The sequence below is a fragment of the Amycolatopsis rhabdoformis genome, assembly GCF_035918295.1.
Taxonomy (GTDB): Bacteria; Actinomycetota; Actinomycetes; order Mycobacteriales; family Pseudonocardiaceae; genus Amycolatopsis; species Amycolatopsis rhabdoformis.
In genome coordinates this window covers 4,066,797-4,082,406 of sequence record NZ_CP142149.1, presented here as the reverse complement: position 1 = coordinate 4,082,406, position 15,610 = coordinate 4,066,797, and the positions used below count along the sequence as shown (strand labels likewise).

Sequence of the window (15,610 nt, the reverse complement as noted above, 5' to 3'; positions counted from 1 at the left end):
CTCAGCCGGGCAGCTTCGCGATCCAGTCCAGCACGAGAGTGGTGAACTCCTCGGGACGCTCCTGGTGCAGCCAGTGCCCCGCACCCGGCCAGCTGACGCTGCGGCTGGCCGGATGCCCGCACAGCGTGCTCTCCCAGGCCGCCAGCTCGGGGGAGCGGTGAACCGCGAGCACGGGGCAGGCGCGAGCGATGAGGAACTCGTCGGAGCCCGGCCGCACGCCGAACTGCCCTTCGCCGAAATAGATGTGGTGGAACGCCTGCGCGAGGACCTGCGGCTCCATGCCGAGGATCCGGCGCGAGTGCCAGCTGCGCAGCGAGGCGGGTGCGTCCGGTTCCAGCGCCGCGAACGCGGTGGCCGCGATCTCGTTGCCCTGGTAGGTGCCCATCAGCCGTGAAAGATCGGCGAGTGCGGCCGCGGTGGCCGCGTCGGTGCCGTACGCCGGATCGGCGGCCACCACCGCGCGGACGAGGTCGGGCCGGCTGACGGCGAGCGCCGAGGCGACGTTGCCGCCGAGCGAGTGGCCGACGGCGACCACGGGCCCGGTGCCGAGGGTGTCCAGCAGGCCCGCGAGGTCGGTGGCCAGCTCCTGCGGGCGGTAGCCCGACTCCGGTGCCGACGACCGGCCGTGGCCGCGCAGGTCGGGCGCGATCACGCGGTGCCGCGCGGCGAACGCGTCGTGCTGGAAGAGCCAGTCGTGCGAGTCGCAGCCGAGACCGTGGACCAGCAGCACCGGCTCACCGGCACCCTGGTCGGTGTAGAACAGCTCGACCGGTCCGGTCGTCACGCGGGGCATCGGCACTCCCAGTCTTCGCAGCGAAACCGCGGGCGGGGACGCCGTCCGCTCGGCACAGTGTCGCTCCCGGACCGGGTGACGGGCAGCTCCGCCTTCCGCCGAGCGGAACCCGGGCATTCCGTCCGGGGCCGGGAACGGCGACGGTGTAAGGGAAATCGTCCGCTCGCCCCAGGAAGAGGTCATGGAACAGACACTCGCCGGTCAGAGGGCCGTCGTCACCGGTGGTGCCCGGGGCATCGGGCTCGGGATCGTGCGCCGGCTCACCGAACGCGGCGCCACGGTCGCGGTGTGGGACCGCGACACCGAGGGCGCCCCGGGGTACTCGTGCCAGGTCGACGTCGCCGACCTCGACTCGGTGCGCGCGGCCCACGCGGCGACCGTCGAGGCGATCGGGGACGTCGACATCCTCGTGAACAACGCGGGGATCAACGGGCCGGTCGCGCCGGTCGAGGACTACCCGGTCGAGGCGTGGCACCGGGTTCTCGCCGTCGACTTGACCGGCGTTTTCCACTGCACGCGCACGATCCTGCCGGGCATGCGGGAGCGGCGCCGCGGGCGCATCGTCAACGTCTCGTCGATCGTGGGCAAGGAAGGCGCCGCGGGCATCAGCGCCTACGCGGCGGCGAAGGCCGGGGTCATCGGCTTCACCAAGTCCGTGGCCCGGGAACTGCCCGACGCCGGCGTGCTCGTGAACTGCATCGCGCCGGTGATCACCGAAACCGACCTGTTCCGGGAGATGACCCCGGAGCACATCGCCGCCGGTCGGGCGAAGATCCCGATGGGCCGGTTCCTCACCGTGGACGAGATCGCCGCGATGGTGGCGTTCGTGGTCGGGCCCGACTGCACGTTCACCAACGGGTTCGTCTTCGACCTCTCCGGCGGCCGGGCCACCTACTGATCCCACGCCGACCCGAGAAAGGCCACCCATGCCGAACACCGACCCGAACCGGCTCCGCCGAATCCGGCACCCCCCGATGAGTGCGGGTGAGCTCGATCTTGCCTGCAGCGCCAACACGTTGCGCCACGCGGACCTCACCACGCGCGTGCGGGCCGCCGCGACCGCGGGATTCACGGCGATCGGGCTGCGACTCGGCGACCAGGACCTGCCCGATCGAGCTCTGCGGGAACTGCTCGCCGCTCACGGGATGCGGGTGCTGGAACTCGAACACACATGGGACTGGGCCGCGCCGGAGCCCGCACCCGAGGAGACCGCGTTGTTCCGGCTCGCGGAGCTCGTCGGTTGTCGTCAGCTGAACGTGCCGATGTTCTTCGACCACCGCACCGAGAACCTGGTCGAGCCGTTCGGCGCGCTGTGCGACCGGGCAGCGGAGCACGGCCTGCTCGTGGGGTTCGAATTCATCCCCTACAGCCACGTGCGAACACTCGCCGAGGCGTGGGAGGTGGTCGGCGCGGCCGCCCGCCCCAACGGCGGGGTGATCATCGACCTGTGGCACTGGTTCCGCTCGGGCGCCACCGCGGCCGAGGTGGTCACCGTCCCGGCCGCGGCCGTGACCTCGGTGCAGCTGAGCGACGTCGGACCTGTCGGGTCGGCCGATCTCAGAGCCGAGGCCCGTCACCGCCGGCTCCTGCCGGGCCGCGGCGCGGGTGACAGCGCCGCGGTGCTGGCCGCGCTGCGGGGCCACGGGGTGACCGCGCCCGTGTCGGTGGAGGTCTTCTCCGACGCCCTCGACGCGATGCCCAGCGCGGACGCGGCGAGCGTCGCGTTCGATACCGCGGCGGAAGTTCTCGCCGGTTTCGCGCCTCTGGGGCGGGTGGCGTGAGGCGCTCGACTGTCCGTTGAGGACAGCGCCGACTGTTTCGCCGACTGTTTCGCCGCGTGATTCGCGGCGTGCTCGAAGAAAGGGATATGGTGAACGACCTCATCGATTTCGTCATCGACCGGCACGGCGGTCTGGACCGGTGGCGGGCCGCCACGAACATTTCGGCGACGGTGCGCATTTACGGTGCGTTCTGGCCGTTCAAGGGGCAGCCGGATCGGCTGGGCGTCGAGGCGGTGACCGCCGACCTGCGCGGGCAGCGCATCTCGCTGGCACCGTTCGGCGAGAACCAGGTCGTGGACTTCGACGCCGAACAGGACCGCGTGCGGATCTCCGACGGGAACGGCGAAATCCGCGACGAGCTGTCCGCACCGCGCCGCAGCATGGCGGGCTTCACGAGCGACACCCCGTGGACCGCGACGCAGACCGGGTACTTCATTTCGTACGCCTCGTGGATGTACCTGCTGGAGCCGTACTTGTTCACCCTTCCGGGGGTCACGAGCCGGGAACTCGAGCCGTGGCAGGAGGTGGGCGAAACCTGGCGACGGTTGGAGGTGACCTTTCCCGACGGACTCAGCACCCACAGCAGGGTGCAGACCTACTACTTCGACGCCGACACCGGCCTGCAACGCCGGATGGACTACTCCCCGGACGTCAACGGGAACCCGCTGGTGGCCCACTACACCACCGAGCACCACGATTTCGGCGGCCTGATCGTGCCGACGCGACGCCGCGTGCTGTTGCGCGATGAGGACGGCGTGGCCGATCAGAGCTTCTGCGCCATCCTCCTCGACGTCAGCGACGTCCGTCTGAACCCCTGAGCACGGGCCGGTCGGTGGCGGCCCTCGAAGGCCGAGTGTGACCTATGCCTGTGGAGCATGGAAAGTCAGCTCAAGAAGCATTTTCCGGATGCCCGGTGAGCGGGACACGATGGACGCGTGACCACCAGAACCACCGTCGCGGTGCGATTCCCGGGAGCTCGCCGATGAGCGGGAACGCGCGCGAACCCGGGCGCTCGACGATCGACCGCCTGTTCACCCTGCTCGACGTGTTCGACGGCACCGAGCTGACGCTGGCGGAGATCACCGAACGTTCGCGGCTGCCACCGACGACGGCGCACCGGCTCCTCGCCTCGCTCGAACGCTGCGGCGGCGTCGAACGCGGCCCGGCCGGCACCTACCGCATCGGGCTGCGGCTCTGGGCGCTGAGCACCCGCTCGTCGCCCGGCGCGGCGCTGCGAGAGCGAGCGTCGCGACCGATGCAGAAACTGTACGAAGCCACGCACGCCACCGTGCAGCTCGCCGTGCTCGATCACCACAGCGCGCTCGTGATCGAACGCCTCGCCGGTCTGCACGCCGTCGCCGCCCGCACGGAGGTCGGCGGACGCCTGCCGCTGCACGCGACAGCGGTGGGCAAGGTCCTGCTGGCGCACGGCCCGGCCGCCTTGCTCGCCGAACTCGGCGAGCAAGGCTTGCGCCGCTACACCCCGCACACCCTCGTGATGCCGGGCCGCCTCGCCGCCTCGGTCCGCGCCGCCCGCGAAACAGGCTTCGGAACGGCACACGAGGAATTGATCCTCGGCGCCGCGTCGCTCGCCGTTCCGGTGACCGACGCCGACGGCGTGGTGCGCGCGGCACTCGGTCTCGTCACGCGCTCGTCGGTCGTCCTCGCCCGGCACGCCGACCTGCTGCGCTTCACGGCCGAGCGGATTTCGGGCACCGCCCTGCTCCGAAAGTCGAGCTGACCTCGTGGACTCGACCGTGCGCCGATGGGCGGGGCCTGGCGAAACAGCTCGTTGAGCAAGCAGGTGAGACTCGGTCCAATTACGTTCGAACGCAATAACTATTGAACATAATAAGCCGCCAGAATTGGATTTCGACCGCAAATACAGTTCAACTGTTGACAGAACTCGACTCGGCTGATGAAACTGTCCGGCGAGCAGGGCCGTGCACGAATCGACGCGCGGTTCCCCCCGGAGCAGAGCATGCGCCAGCCAGAGGAGCTGTCAATGAAGAGAGCCTGCTTGTCCACGGTGTTGATGGCGTTGACCGTCGCGGTGAGCGCGTCGGCGTGTGCCGCCGAGGTGCAGCCGTCGCGGTCGGGCGAGGGTGGGTGCACGATCGCGTTCTTGTTGCCGGAGAACACGACACCGCGCTACGAGGCGAAAGACCACCCGCTGTTCCTCGATGCCGTGAAGGCCCAGGATCCCAGCTGCAAGGTGCTGTACTTCAACGCCGCGAACGCGGCGGACAAACAGCAGCAGCAAGCCGAGTCCGCGCTCTCGCAGGGCGCGCAGGTGCTCGTGCTCGACGCGGCCAACGTGACCAGTTCCGCGGCGATCGTGCAGGAGGCGAAGGCGAAGGGCGTGCCGACCGTCGCCTACGACCGCACCGCCGGAGGGCCGCTCGCGTACCGCACCGGGTTCGACAACGTGGAAGTCGGCAAGACTCAGGCGAACGCCATGATCAAAGCGATGCAGGCGGCCGGGCACAGTTCCGGCAACATCGTGATGATCAACGGTGCGCCGGACACCACGGGGGCGTTCTTCAAACAGGGCGCGCACGAGGTCTTCGACAAGTCCGGCTACAAGATCGCCGCGGAGTACGACACCGACGGCTGGTCGCCGACCAACGCCACCACGGAGATGACCCAGGCCATCGCGAAGGTCGGGGCCCACGACATCGCCGGTGTCTACGCGGCCAACGACACGCTGGCCGGCGCGGCGATCACGGCGATGCGGCAGGCCGGCATCTCACCGATCCCGCCGGTGACCGGTCTCGACGCGACCGACGAGGGTCTGCAGCGCATCGTGCTGGGGACCCAGTACATGACCACGTACAAGAACCTGAAGGCCGAGACCGACGCCGCGGCGAAGATCGCCATCCTCCTCGCGCACGGCAAGCCGCTGCCGTCGGCACCGATGGTGAAGAACGTGACCGGCGACGACGTGCCGACGCAGCTCCTGCCGCCGATCGCGGTCACGGTCGACACGATCAAATCGACGGTCATCGCCGACGGGTTCGCGACGGCGGCCGAGGTGTGCGGGGGCGGCGCGGCCGACGCGTGTGCCCGGGCCGGCATCACCGGGTGAAGGACACCACTGTGACAACGGAACAAGAACCGGGCCAGATCCTGCTTTCCCTGACCAACGTCGAGAAGTCCTACGGTGCGGTACGGGCTCTGCAGGACGTCGCATTCGAGGCGCGCGCGGGGGAGATCGTCGCGCTGGTGGGCGACAACGGAGCCGGCAAGAGCACCCTGATCAAAGCGATCGCCGGGGTGTCGCCCGCGGACTCCGCGCGGATCACCTTCGAAGGCGCGGCCGTGTCGGTGGAGACACCGCAGGACGCGGCCAAGCTCGGGATCGCGACGGTGTACCAGGATCTGGCCCTGTGCGACAACCTCGACGTCGTCGCCAACCTCTTCCTCGGCCGCGAACAGCTGATGGTGGGTCCGTACCGGAGCGCTCGCCTGCTCGACAAGCTCGACATGGCCAGGCAGACCCGAGCCCTGCTCGCCGGCCTCGGCGCACGGATCCCCGACGTGCTCGCCCGCGTCGAGGATCTCTCGGGCGGGCAGCGCCAAGCCGTCGCCATCGCGCGGGCGATCCTGGGCGAGCCGAAAGTCGTCCTGCTGGACGAACCGACCGCCGCGCTCGGCGTGGCGCAGACCGCGCAGGTGCTCCAGCTGCTTCGGCGGTTGAAGGCGCGCGGCCTCGGTGTCGTGGTGATCAGCCACAACCTCGCCGACGTGTTCGCCGTCGCCGACCGCATCTGCGTGCTCCGGCTGGGCCGCAACGCAGGGGAGTTCTCCACGGCGGAGGCCACCCACGAGCAGGTGGTCTCCGCGATCACCGGCCTGACCCCGTCCGCGGGCACCGGCACCGGCCGGCAGCTGCACGACCTCACCTCCGGAGGTGACCTCGCATGAGTCCGGAAAGGACAGTCGAAGAACTCCCGCGCGCCGAGGCGATCGCCCACACCTCGGACCCGGCGCTGCTCGACCCGCCCACGCCCACGCTGGGAGAACTCGTGCGCGCCCGGCTGAAGCGGATCCGCAAGGGCGACGTGGGAAGCCTGTCGGTCTACCTCGGCCTCGTGCTGATCTGGATCGTCTTCCAGCTCGTCAACGACCGGTTCCTCTCCGACGACAACGTGCACAACCTCGCGCGCCAGATCTCCTACGGTGGCGTGATTTCGCTGGGCGTGGTGATTGTTCTGCTGATCGGCGAGGTCGACCTTTCGATCGGCTCGGTCTGCGGGCTCGGCGCGGCCATCCTCGCCGTCCTGGTCCAGAACAACGGCTGGAATCCGTTCCTGGGGATCGCGGTGACGGTCGCGGCCGGGGGACTGCTCGGAGCCCTTCAAGGGTTCATCCGGACCCGGCTCAACGTCCCGTCGTTCATCGTGACGCTCGGCGGTCTGCTGCTGTTTCTCGGGCTGCAGCTGCGGTTCCTCGGCAAGACCGGCACGATCCTGTTCCCCTTCGGCGGCACGATCTCCCAGCTGGAGGGCCGCAGCCTCGCGCCGGTGGCCGGCTACGCGCTGGCCGCGGTCGCCGTGGCGTGCTTCCTGGTGCTGGGCCTCATCAGCCGGCGAAGGCACCTGCGCTCCGGGGTGGGCGCACCGCCGCCGGGCCTGTTGGTGGTTCAGGTGGCCGGTCTCGCCGTCGCGCTGTTCATCGTGGTCTGGGAGCTCAACCGCGCGGTCGGTGTTCCGCTGGCCCTGATCATCTTCCTGGTGCTCGCCGTCTTCTTCTGGGTCCTGATCACCCAGACCCGGTACGGCCAAAGGGTGCGAGCCGTCGGCGGGAACGCCGAAGCGGCGCGCCGCGCGGGCATCAACGTCGACCGGATCCGCGTCTCCGTCTTCGCCATCTCGGGGGCCATGGCGGCGGCGGGTGGCGTGCTGTCCGCTTCGTACGTGGGAGCGGCGTCGCAGGACCTCGGCGGAAGCACGCTGCTGCTCTACTCGATCGCGGCGGCCGTGATCGGTGGCACCAGCCTGTTCGGCGGGCGGGGCAGCGCGTGGTCCGCGGTCATCGGCTGGCTGGTGATCGGCTCGATCTACAACGGCATGTACCTGCTCAACCTGGTGTCCGACCTCCAGTACATGGTGATCGGCGCCGTTCTCGTCGCGGCGGTGATCGTGGACTCGATTTCCCGTCGCCGCGCGACGACCTGACCGCACCCCGGCGAACTCCAGCAGCAAGTCCAGGGAGGACCACGTGAAGATCACCGACATCACCGGCACCGCCGTCCGGGCCGACTACCGGCCCGAGTACATGAAGGACAAGCGGTACTACGTCAAGGACGAGACCCAGGTCAACGTCATCGTGCAGGTCCACACGGACGAGGGCGTCGTCGGCATCGGCGAAGCCGCCCACTGCCCGGGGCTCTACGGCGAGACCGCGCCCTCGACGCTGGGCGGCATCGACCTGCTGAAGGCCGGCTTGGTCGGGCTCGATCCCTTGCAGCTGACCAAGGCCGACACGATCATGGACCGCTACTCGCCGGCGGGCAACGTCGCGGCGAAGGCCGGCATCGACATCGCGCTGCACGACCTGGCCGGCAAGATCCTCGGCATTCCCGTCTACCAGCTCCTCGGCGGCCGGACGCACGACGGCGTGCCCACGCACATCACCCCGGCCACCTACGAGGACACCGCCGACGACCTGGGCCGCCTCATGGCGCAGGGCTACCGGTTCTTCAAGCAGAAGATGAGCGGCGACACCCGATACGACCTCGACATCGTCCGGTCCCTCCTGCCGGTGATCGGGGACCGCGCGACCCTGAGCCTGGACGCGAACCAGGCGTGGTCGGTGAACCAGGCGCTCCTCATCGCGGAGGTCCTGGAGCGCGAGGTCGGGCTGGACCAGAAGGTGATCCTCGAACAACCTGTGCTCGCCAACGACTTCAGCGGGTTGGCGAAGATCCGGCGCGCGACGCGGTTCCCGGTGATGGCCGACGACGGCATCCGCACCGTGGCCGATCTCAACCGCGTCATCGAGTGCGAAGCCGCCGACATCGTCAGCCTGAAGATCAGCCGCGTCGGCGGCGTCCAGAAGTGCCAGCAGATGATCCGGGTCGCCGAGGCGCACAACATCGACTACATCGTGGACGAGATCAACGAGATGAAGGTGGCCAACACCGCCGTCGCCCACCTCGCCGTGGCGTCGCGCAATCCGCTGTACACGGGCGTCGCGTGCCACACCCTGTTCGAACAGGACATCGTGACCTCGGGCGGGGTGACGATCGTCGACGGTGTGGCGAACGTGAGCGACCTGCCGGGTCTCGGGATCGGCTCGGAGTCAGCGCTCGGCGTGGACCTGGAATCGACCGCGGTGCGCTATGAATACGCGTGAGGGCGCGGGCGCGTGGGACCGCAGGCTGACGATCGCGGTGATCGAGAAGAACCGCGGACCCTACTGGGACATGGTCAACGCCGGGTGGCGCGACGCGGCCGAACGCTGGGGACTCGACCTGGTCTTCGAGGCTCCCGAGTACGAGTCGGTCGACGACCAGGTCCAGGCGATGCGGCGGCACCTGGTGGACGGCGCGGACGGCTTGGCTTTCGTCGCGACCCGCGAGTCCGCTTTCGACGAGGTCGTGGCCGAGGCGGCGGGCCGCTGCGTGCCCGTGGTGACCTTCGACCTCGACGCTCCCGCGAGCGGCCGCGCGCTGTACGTCGGCATGCCGACGCCGGTGGAGCTGGGCCGGCAAGCCGGTCGCTTGCTCGCCCAGCGGGTGCCGGCCGGTGCGCGCGTGCTGGCGCAGACCGGTTCGGCCAAGGCTCCGGGGGCTGCGGGGAAGCTGCGCGGTTTCCGGGAGGCGATGGCCGAAGCCGGCATCGAGGTCGTCGGCGGTGACGACGACGGCGAACGCCTCGACGTCGCGGCCGCGAACGTGAGCACGATGCTGGCCGAACACCCGGACATCGCCGGGTGCTACGGGGTCTACGGCTACCACGCCGCCATCCAGGCGGCGGCCGTCGAAGCGGTGGGCCGCACCGGGCAGGTCGCGATCGTCGGCAACGACATGCTGCCGGAGACGGCGGCGGCGATCAGGAACGGAACCGTCTTCGCGAGCATCTGGATCCGCGAGTACTACTTCGGGTATTACGCTGCCGCCGCGATCGCGATGGCCGCTCGTATGGGCACCGCGGACGCTCTCACGCTGTTGGGCTTCGACCCGGTGCGGTTCGAGGACAATCAGCGGCGGCTGCGGCCGCAGGTCATCACCGCGGAGAACCTCGAAGGGTTCGAGCAGTGGGCGGGAGAACACGACGTGTTCGGACGGACCGCCGCCACGACGGGCAGATGAGCATCAGGTCGGCGTCACGCGGATACCCTGGAAGATCGGGAAGGCCAGTGGGGGTGGAGAGGTGACCAACGCACCGTCGCGGACGTCAGGCTCAGGACCGAGCCCGTCGCAACGGGACCACGTTCTCTTCGCGCTGAGCCGCTACGGGCCGATGAGCCGGGCCCGGTTGCGCGAGGTCACCGGGCGTTCGCGGACGTCGGTGTGGTCGGTCGTGAGCGACCTCGTCGCCGAGGGCTCCGTGGTCGAAGACCTCCCGGACCCGAACGCCCGGGCGTCGCACAGCGGCCGGCCGCCCGGACTGCTGCGGCTGCCCGGGACGGCCGACGCGGTGGTCGGTGTGGACTTCGGGCGGACGCACATCCGCGCGGCCCTGGCCGACCTGTCCGGGCGGATCCTCGCCGAGCGACAGGTGCTCATGCAGGTGGACGACTTCGCGGCCGAGTCGCTTTCCGCGGCCGCGAAGCTCGTCACCGAGCTGGCCGACGAGGCCGGGATCGACCGGGGCGTGGTCCGGCAGGTGGTCGTCGGGCTGCCGGCCCCGGTCAACCGCGCCACCGGCAGCATCACTCTCGGCCGAGTGCTCAACAACTGGGCCGGCGTGGTGCCGGCGACCGAACTCGAGGAACGGATCGGCATACCGGTCTGGCTGGAGAACAATGCCAACCTCGGTGCGCTCGCGGAAGCGTGGGAAGGCGTCGCCGCCGGAATCGACGACGTGCTCTACGTGAAGGTGTCCAGCGGCATCGGAGCCGGGCTCGTCCTGAACGGGAAGCTCTACAAGGGCGCGGCGGGGATCGCGGGGGAGATCGGCCACGTGCTAGTCGACGAGGACGGCCCCCTGTGCTGGTGCGGCAGCCGCGGTTGCCTCGACACCCTCGCCTCGGGCCGGCGCATCATCGAGCTGCTGCAGCCGACCCGCAGCGAACCGTTGACGCTCGAGCGGGTCGGTCGACTCGTGCGCGACGGAGAACCACTGGCGTGCCGCATCGTCTCCGACGCCGGGCGGACGCTCGGCCGGGCCATCGCGGATCTGTGCGCGAGCCTCAACCCGGGGGCGGTGGTGCTCGGTGGTCTGGTCAGCGCGGCGGGGGACACGCTCGCCGACGCCGTCGGGGAGAGCCTGCGGCGGTACGCGCAGCCGGCGATCACCGATGGCTTGCAACTGTTGCGCTCGTCGTTGGGGACCCGCGCCGAGGTCGTCGGGGCCGTCACCTTCGCACTGGACTCGACCAGGCGACGGCTGGCCGAAGACCGCGGTTTGTCAGGGCTCGGGTAGCGCCGGTCGTTCTTCGCCGGCCGGCGGTGCGGAAGAGTGCCGTCGGGAGTGCCCGCTGGTGGCTCTGGACTCGTTGTATTGAAACGTAATAAATGAATTCAACCACGGCGGCACTGTCTTGCGTGCGTGATCTTGGCGCTCGTTGACGGGACTCGCGGGCCCATAGTAGCGTCACTTCGCCAGGATTGTGAAACCTTTCAATCCGGAGGTCGCGATGGTGCGCCGGGAGTCGAGCGGGATGCCTCAGTGGGCGGGCCCGGCCGGTCGAGGACCTCGCGCGTTGTCGTTGCGCAGCGGCGGAGGGCGGTGAGCCGGTGAACGCCACGCTCGAGCGCGAGGAGCTCGATTTGCTTGCGCTCTTCGCCGAAGGGCTGCCGCTGGACATCATCGCTCGCCGGCTGGAGCTGTCCGATCGCACGGTTCGCCGGCGGATGCGCTCGATCTGTGATCGCCTCGGTTTCGCCACTCCCATCCAGGCTGTCGTGTGGGCGGCTCGGCGGGGCCTGGTCTGATCGTCGGCGGCCCGCGGCTGACCGAATCCGGACAAGCTCTTGTCCGCCAAGGGAAACCCTCGTACTGTCCCCGTGAGGTAAAACGATTCATCAAGACCTCGGGCTGTACCCCGCCGGCCTTCCAGGAGCTGCTGTGCCCCGTAGACCCGGCCGCCTCAGGTCGCCTTCTCGTCCCACGGGTTGCCGGGACTGGTCGGCGTCACCTCGTGTGCGGTCCGCCGCGCCGCGGCCGGGTTCGTAGGGCGCGGCAGCGCCATCGCGACACCCTGATACCGCTTTGCTCAGGCAGGCGGCAGGGTGATGTTTTCGTGCGCCCAGCACCCGGTTCTCGACACGTCTTTGCTGGTGTGCCAACGAAACTCGGAACTTTCGCAGGATTGTCGGCGGCGCTCAGGCGGGTCTAGGTTCGGATGAATCGTTTCAGCTCGACGAAACGAGGACACTGATGTCAACGAACAGGCGAGGGTTCCTGCGCGGCGCGGCCGTGGTCGCGCTCGGTGCGGCGGGCGCCGCCGCACTGCCGGGCGCCGCGGCCGCGGCCGCCGGTGAGCCGGAGGTGGAGGCGGGCCTGAGCGCCGCCCAGGCAGGTGGATCAGTGCCGGCGCACCTCGCCCTGCCCCGGCTCGCGTCGGCCCTGGACGGCTCGGACGTGCTGTCCGGGTTCAGAACGCCGCCCGCGGAGGTGCTGCCCCGGGTGTGGTGGCACTGGATGAACCAGAACATCACCCAGGAGGGCATCAAGGCCGACCTGGAGTGGTTCAAGCGCGCCGGGATCGGCGGGATGGTGAACTTCGACGGCGCGGGCCGGGTGCCCGTGGTCGTGCCGAATCCGTTGCCGTACATGTCCGACGGCTGGAAGTCGGCTTTCCGGTACGCGATGCAGCAGGCCGACCGGCTCGGCCTGGAAGCCGACGTCGCGTGTTCTCCGGGGTGGTCGGAGACGGGCGGACCCTGGGTGGCGGCCGAAGACGCGATGAAGAAGTACGTGTGGACCGAGACGTGGGTGTCGGGCGGGCAGGGCCAGGTGAAGCTGCCGCAACCGCCCGCGGTCGCGGGTCAGTTCGGGGACGCGGCGGCCGCTTCGTCCACGCCCACTCCGTTGCCTGCCTTCTACCGCGACGCACGGGTGTTCGCCTACCGCGTCCCGAACGGAACCCAGAGCCAAACTGCGCTCGCACCCAAGGTCTTCGCCGGCGGCCTGCAAGCCGACCCGAAGGCGAACCCGACGGCGAACGGCGACCAGGGTGTGGCGCTGGACGTTGCCAAGTTGTCGAACGCTTCGGTTGCGGACGCCCAATACCTGCCCGCTCCCGGTTCCGCAGGAAGCTGGGTGCGCTTCGAGTACCAGCGGCCGGTCACGGTCACCGGGATCACGATCGCCGCCGGTGCCGCGTTCAGCGGATGGAACGACGTCGTCGAGTACGGCCCCTCGGCGCAGGTCTACAGCAGCCGCGACGGCAGGCAGTGGACGCTCCTGGCGCAGGGTGTGTACGGCGGGGTGCAGCGCACGCTGTTCGTGCCGCAGAGCACGGCGAAGTACTTCAAGGTGGTGTTCGGCCAGAGCCCCGCCGCGCCGTCGTCGGCTCCGATCGCCCTGGCGAGCTTGATCCTGCGCACGGTCGCGACCGTGCACGAGTTCGAGGTGAAGGCCGGGTTCGGGCAGACGGCGAACTACTACCACGCCGCCACTCCTTCGCAGGGCGGTGCGGCGGCGGTGCGGCGGTCCGACGTCGTCGACCTCACCGGCCGGATGGCCCCGGACGGGACGTTGAACTGGCGCGCGCCGTCCGGCACGTGGGTCGTCGTCCGCCTCGGGTACAGCCTCACCGGGCACCAGAACGGCCCGGCATCGACCGCCGCCACCGGCCTGGAGGTCGACAAGCTCGACGCCGGACGCGTTCGCAGATACCTCAACACCTACCTCGACATGCTCACCGACGCCGCCGGCAAGGACCTCTTCGGCCGCCGCGGCCTGACCGGCCTCCTCAACGACAGCTACGAAGCGGGATACCAGAACTGGACCGAATCGCTGCTCGACGAGTTCCGCGAGCGCCGTGGCTACGACCCGGCCCCGCATCTGCCGGTGCTCACCGGTGTCCCGGTCGACAGCGCCGCCGATGCCGACAAGTTCCTCTGGGACTGGCGGCGGACGCTGAACGAGCTGCTGGCCCAGAACCACTACCAGGTCATCCCGGCCGAAGCGCACAAGCGCGGTCTTCAGCGCACCTACGCCGAGGCGCAGGAGGACAAGCGCGGCTGGTTCGGCGACGACCTGGAGATGCGCCAGTACGCGGACTTCCCGATGGGCGCGTCGGGCGAGGCGTTCGCGCCGGGGGACCAGTCGTTCGAGACCTACCGGGTCGACACCCGTGGCGCCGCGTCGGTCGCGCACATCTACGGCCGGCCGCACGCTGCGGTCGAAGCGTTCACCTTCACCCCACAGGGCTTCACCCCGAAGGATCTCAAGCCGCTGGCCGACGAGATGCTCGCCCAGGGCGCCACCCGGTTCATGATCCACACCTCCGTGCACCAGCCGCTCGACCGCGGCCCCGGCGTGACGCTGAACGGCATCGGGTCGTTCTTCACCCGCCTGGAGACCTGGGCCGAGGTGGCGAAGCCGTGGACGACGTACCTGTCGCGGTGCAGCTGGCTGCTGTCGCGAGGTACGCACGTCGCCGACGTCGCGTACTTCTACGGACAGGAAGCTCCGGCGACCGGCGTGTGGGGCCGCAGCTTCCGGCAGGCTGACCAGCCGATCGGCTACGACTACGACTTCGTCAACGGCACGGTCGTCCTGAACGAGATGTCGGTGCGCGACGGCCGGATCGTCACCCGCTCCGGCCAGGCGTACGCGCTGCTCCAGCTCGGCGGCGATGCCCAGCGGGTCACGCTGGCGGTGCTGCGCAAGCTCGCCGGGTTCGTGGACGCCGGAGCGGCGATCGCCGGACCGAAACCGCTCGGGTCACCGAGCCTGGCCGACGACGACGCGGAGTTCCAGAAGCTGGCCACGCGGCTGTGGGGCGACGGCGAGCAGCGTGACCGGGTTGTCGGCGCCGGCCGGGTTTTCAGCGGCGTGACCGCGGCCGAGGCGCTCGCCGAGCTCGGGGTCACGCCCGACTGGACCTTCCGCCTCGATGCCATGGATCCCTTGACCGCCAACGAACCTCTGTGGCTCACGCACCGCCGCACGGACTCTGCGGACATCTACTTCGTCGTCAACCGCCGCAACGTGCGCACCACGATTCCGCTGACGCTGCGTTCGGCGGGCAGCGCGGTGGAAACCTGGGACCCGGTGTCCGGCCAGACGGCCCCGATCACCTTCGACGCCACCAGCGGCAGTACCCAGGTCACGGTCGACCTCGGTCCCGTCGACTCGATCTTCGTCGTGGTCTCGCACGGCAAAGCCGGCTCGAAGACCGTCGCGGTCCCCGTCGACCGGCAGGTCGGCGCGGTTGCCGGTGCGTGGAAGGTCGACTTCCAGGCCGGTCGCGGCGCACCCGCCACGGCGAACTTCGCCTTCCTCCGGTCCCTCACCGAGGAAAACGACCCGGGCATCCGCTACTTCTCCGGCACCGCCACCTACTCGACGACCTTCGACGCGCCCGCGGACTGGGCGAAGCCGGCCGGCCGTGTTCTCCTCGACCTCGGTGAGGTGCACGACATCGCCCAGGTCACGGTCAACGGCACGGACGCCGGCATCGTCTGGCGGGCCCCGTACCGGCTCGACGTCACCGGTGCCCTGCGGCCCGGCCGCAACACGGTGCAGGTCAAGGTCACCAACAGCTGGTTCAACCGGCTGGTCGGTGACCAGCAGCCCGGTGCGGCTCAGGTCGCGTACGTGCAGCCACCGCTCAAGAACATCGCCGCCGGCACCGAGCTCAAGCCGGCGGGACTGCTCGGGCCGGTCCGGATCGTCGACCGTGCGTAGCC

At 69.8% G+C, this 15,610-nt stretch carries 13 protein-coding genes; 12 read left to right on the top strand and 1 reads right to left on the bottom strand.

What is annotated here, in order from left to right; all coding sequences use genetic code 11:
* Position 1: 1 nt before the first annotated feature.
* Entirely contained in the window at positions 2-793 is a 792-nt protein-coding gene (locus tag VSH64_RS18525) for an alpha/beta fold hydrolase (RefSeq protein WP_326836865.1), read from the bottom strand.
* A 181-nt stretch (positions 794-974) separates the two neighbouring features.
* On the opposite strand from VSH64_RS18525, the gene VSH64_RS18520 reads away from it, so the two are divergent.
* The 12 genes from VSH64_RS18520 to VSH64_RS18465 all read left to right on the top strand — a co-directional run bounded on the left by VSH64_RS18520 (position 975) and on the right by VSH64_RS18465 (position 15,608).
* Positions 975-1,691, top strand: a complete 717-nt coding sequence (locus VSH64_RS18520; RefSeq protein ID WP_326836864.1) for an SDR family NAD(P)-dependent oxidoreductase — start codon at positions 975-977, stop codon at positions 1,689-1,691.
* Positions 1,692-1,767: 76 nt separating this feature from the next.
* Positions 1,768-2,574: a sugar phosphate isomerase/epimerase family protein gene (locus VSH64_RS18515; protein WP_326836863.1), complete on the top strand. Its 807-nt coding sequence runs from the start codon at positions 1,768-1,770 to the stop codon at positions 2,572-2,574.
* 86 nt (positions 2,575-2,660) lie between these two features.
* The gene (locus VSH64_RS18510; RefSeq protein ID WP_326836862.1) at positions 2,661-3,392 is read left to right on the top strand and encodes a hypothetical protein; all 732 of its coding nucleotides are present in this window, start codon (positions 2,661-2,663) and stop codon (positions 3,390-3,392) included.
* Between the two features lie 164 nt (positions 3,393-3,556).
* The gene (locus VSH64_RS18505) at positions 3,557-4,315 is read left to right on the top strand and encodes an IclR family transcriptional regulator (protein ID WP_326836861.1); all 759 of its coding nucleotides are present in this window, start codon (positions 3,557-3,559) and stop codon (positions 4,313-4,315) included.
* A gap of 264 nt (positions 4,316-4,579) precedes the next feature.
* Positions 4,580-5,662, top strand: coding sequence for a substrate-binding domain-containing protein (locus VSH64_RS18500; protein ID WP_326836860.1), 1,083 nt, complete (start codon positions 4,580-4,582; stop codon positions 5,660-5,662).
* 11 nt (positions 5,663-5,673) lie between these two features.
* The gene (locus VSH64_RS18495) at positions 5,674-6,501 is read left to right on the top strand and encodes an ATP-binding cassette domain-containing protein (protein WP_326836859.1); all 828 of its coding nucleotides are present in this window, start codon (positions 5,674-5,676) and stop codon (positions 6,499-6,501) included.
* The gene (locus tag VSH64_RS18490) at positions 6,498-7,754 is read left to right on the top strand and encodes a sugar ABC transporter permease (protein ID WP_326836858.1); all 1,257 of its coding nucleotides are present in this window, start codon (positions 6,498-6,500) and stop codon (positions 7,752-7,754) included. Before VSH64_RS18495 ends, VSH64_RS18490 begins: the two co-directional genes overlap by 4 nt.
* A 43-nt stretch (positions 7,755-7,797) precedes the next feature.
* Entirely contained in the window at positions 7,798-8,934 is a 1,137-nt protein-coding gene (locus VSH64_RS18485) for a mandelate racemase/muconate lactonizing enzyme family protein (protein ID WP_326836857.1), read from the top strand.
* Positions 8,921-9,892, top strand: coding sequence for a substrate-binding domain-containing protein (locus tag VSH64_RS18480; RefSeq protein ID WP_326836856.1), 972 nt, complete (start codon positions 8,921-8,923; stop codon positions 9,890-9,892). The genes VSH64_RS18485 and VSH64_RS18480 overlap by 14 nt, the downstream gene beginning before the upstream one ends.
* 61 nt (positions 9,893-9,953) lie before the next feature.
* Positions 9,954-11,168: an ROK family protein gene (locus VSH64_RS18475; RefSeq protein ID WP_326836855.1), complete on the top strand. Its 1,215-nt coding sequence runs from the start codon at positions 9,954-9,956 to the stop codon at positions 11,166-11,168.
* A gap of 314 nt (positions 11,169-11,482) precedes the next feature.
* Entirely contained in the window at positions 11,483-11,680 is a 198-nt protein-coding gene (locus VSH64_RS18470; RefSeq protein WP_285966270.1) for a LuxR C-terminal-related transcriptional regulator, read from the top strand.
* Positions 11,681-12,125: 445 nt separating this feature from the next.
* Positions 12,126-15,608 carry a glycosyl hydrolase gene (locus tag VSH64_RS18465; RefSeq protein WP_326836854.1) on the top strand — a complete coding sequence of 1,161 codons (3,483 nt, stop codon included), beginning with the start codon at positions 12,126-12,128 and terminating at the stop codon, positions 15,606-15,608.
* Positions 15,609-15,610: the final 2 nt, after the last annotated feature.

Coding starts and splice junctions, on each gene's coding strand:
- VSH64_RS18525 (WP_326836865.1), bottom strand. CDS start 793: ATGCCCCGCGTGACGACCGGACCGGTCGAGCTGTTCTACACCGACCAG.
- VSH64_RS18520 (WP_326836864.1), top strand. CDS start 975: ATGGAACAGACACTCGCCGGTCAGAGGGCCGTCGTCACCGGTGGTGCC.
- VSH64_RS18515 (WP_326836863.1), top strand. CDS start 1,768: ATGAGTGCGGGTGAGCTCGATCTTGCCTGCAGCGCCAACACGTTGCGC.
- VSH64_RS18510 (WP_326836862.1), top strand. CDS start 2,661: ATGGTGAACGACCTCATCGATTTCGTCATCGACCGGCACGGCGGTCTG.
- VSH64_RS18505 (WP_326836861.1), top strand. CDS start 3,557: ATGAGCGGGAACGCGCGCGAACCCGGGCGCTCGACGATCGACCGCCTG.
- VSH64_RS18500 (WP_326836860.1), top strand. CDS start 4,580: ATGAAGAGAGCCTGCTTGTCCACGGTGTTGATGGCGTTGACCGTCGCG.
- VSH64_RS18490 (WP_326836858.1), top strand. CDS start 6,498: ATGAGTCCGGAAAGGACAGTCGAAGAACTCCCGCGCGCCGAGGCGATC.
- VSH64_RS18480 (WP_326836856.1), top strand. CDS start 8,921: ATGAATACGCGTGAGGGCGCGGGCGCGTGGGACCGCAGGCTGACGATC.
- VSH64_RS18465 (WP_326836854.1), top strand. CDS start 12,126: ATGTCAACGAACAGGCGAGGGTTCCTGCGCGGCGCGGCCGTGGTCGCG.